At 47.2% G+C, this 1,387-nt stretch carries 2 protein-coding genes; both read left to right on the top strand.

What is annotated here, in order from left to right; translation table 11 throughout:
• Positions 1–518 (top strand): RING-H2 finger protein (locus KDK18_RS04570; RefSeq protein ID WP_257253523.1); only part of this gene is annotated, 518 nt, incomplete at its 5' end.
• 463 nt (positions 519–981) lie between these two features.
• A partial coding sequence (locus KDK18_RS04565) for a BCCT family transporter (RefSeq protein WP_257253522.1) occupies positions 982–1,387 on the top strand: 406 nt, incomplete at its 3' end.

Genomic DNA, 1,387 nt, shown 5'->3' with positions numbered 1-1,387 from the left:
GTCCAAAACTTAAGTTATCCGAAAAAACAGAGACAGGACTAAAAGATATGAACGAAATGACAGTACCCAGCAGCCCAAATAGCAAGTTAGCACTTTATCAAAAGCCGGACGACGATTGCCCTATTTGTTTAGAAACTTTTGCCGGAAGGAAAGTCATGGTTCTCGAAAAATGCAAACATATGTTTCACAAAGCCTGCCTGGAGCCCTGGCTATCTGAGAATTCAACCTGTCCTTCTTGCAAAACCTTTCTCGCGACAAGAGAAGTTCAAGTATTTCTTTACAGTGTCAGTGATAGAGCCATTAATCAAGCCAGAGCATTATCATCGAGTCTTTCTGCTACGACCCGTGTGACCGGTGACTCCCCTACAGACAGTCAGAGTTCGGATCGGCAGAACTGGGAGGATCGGGCCTTTGCATCGGCTTGGTTGGAAGCAGGCAGCTCAAGAGCCTCAGCTTCTTTTGCTGCTATCTTGGGTAGGGGGACGTCAGGCTCCTCTCCAGACAACAGTAAGACGTAGGCAACGATTCGTATCGTTAAATAATCCGAGGCGCTGATTCCGTCACCTTTGCAGGCACCTTAACATCATTACTTGCTGCCAGAGCGCGTGTCTTGGCCAGAGAGTCGGTCAGTCAGTTTTGACATCCTCCCACTGATTCAAAGAAATCAATGGGGGTTACCATTAGGATGCAGGTCTGTGGCCGGATGACTTGTCGCAAAGAAACGAGAACATCGTTCCAATAACAGGACTCAAAATAGTGATCTCTTGGTGTATCCAGATGTTTGACTCGACTGTTTGCCACAAGTGGAGCAGAAAAACAAACATAATTTGACCACTAAATATTAGACATGTAACATTTTTCCGCTCTTTCGTCTGAAACTGTCTATTATTGATGTAGTCCCAAAGTCTTCATTTGAACAACTTAATTAAAACAGCTTCAGCCAAATAACCATCTACCCTGACTCCGGGAGCCTCCCATTTTATGTCTGACCCTTCAGAATCACGTCACAGTCTTAACTTGCCCGTCTTTATTGGCGCTTCCAGTGTCATTCTTTTAATAGTGGTCTGTACGGCTCTGTTTCCCGATCAGGCCGAACTTTATTCCACAATGCTGCAAACGGGCATAATGACCAATGCCAGTTGGTTTTACGTGACGGCGGTCGCCATCATCCTCATTGGTGTTGCTATTGTCGGCCTCTCCCGTTATGGCGATATCAAGTTGGGCCCCGACCATTCCGAGCCGGATTTCAGCTTTAGTTCCTGGTTTGCCATGTTGTTTTCAGCCGGTATGGGGATTGGCCTGATGTTTTTTGGCGTGGCGGAACCCGTCATGCACTTCCTGACACCTCCCGTGGGCGATCCGGCATCCATTGAGTCCGCCCGGGAAT

It is taken from the genome of Endozoicomonas sp. SESOKO3, assembly GCF_024606255.1.
The sequence above is the reverse complement of the archived record's forward strand: the minus strand, read 5'-3'. Positions and strand labels throughout refer to the sequence as shown.